1 protein-coding gene is annotated in these 413 nt (G+C 51.3%); it reads right to left on the bottom strand.

Going from position 1 to position 413, the window contains the following annotated elements:
- Window positions 1–413 (bottom strand): hypothetical protein (locus ACM0OP_RS24390; protein ID WP_414530980.1); only part of this gene is annotated, 413 nt, incomplete at both ends.

The following is a 413-nucleotide window of genomic DNA, read 5'->3' as shown; positions in this document are numbered from 1 at the left end:
TTTCTTGGGTGTGTTTGAGGACAGCCGCTTGATATTCATCAGGTGCGTGGTCGGGAAAGGCTCCCCAAAACATCACTTCATCAGGTCGCGCCCATTCCTTCCCATCCTCGGTATCAGGTGGGGGAGGAATGGGCGCTCTGGGTGTGGGGTATGGGGTGTAGGGTGTAGAGGAAAAACTTTTAGTCTGAGAATCTGCAAGTTTGGAATTAAGAGTCATGTTGGCGTTGCAATCCCCATCCTCTTCTTTCCCCACACCCGACACCCTACCCCCTACACCCTGTTGATGTCTGGGTGATTGTGGCTTTCCCCAGAGATACTGCATTGCGGGGGAAGTTTCAGTTAGCCATTCGCTCTTATGGTCAGTTTGTTGCAGTTGCTTGAGGATTTCTTGCAGGTCTTGCTTTATTTGGGCG

The organism is Nodularia chucula CCY0103 (assembly GCF_963923915.1).
Taxonomy (GTDB): domain Bacteria; phylum Cyanobacteriota; class Cyanobacteriia; order Cyanobacteriales; family Nostocaceae; genus Nodularia; species Nodularia chucula.
This window is presented reverse-complemented; position numbering and strand designations above follow the sequence as displayed.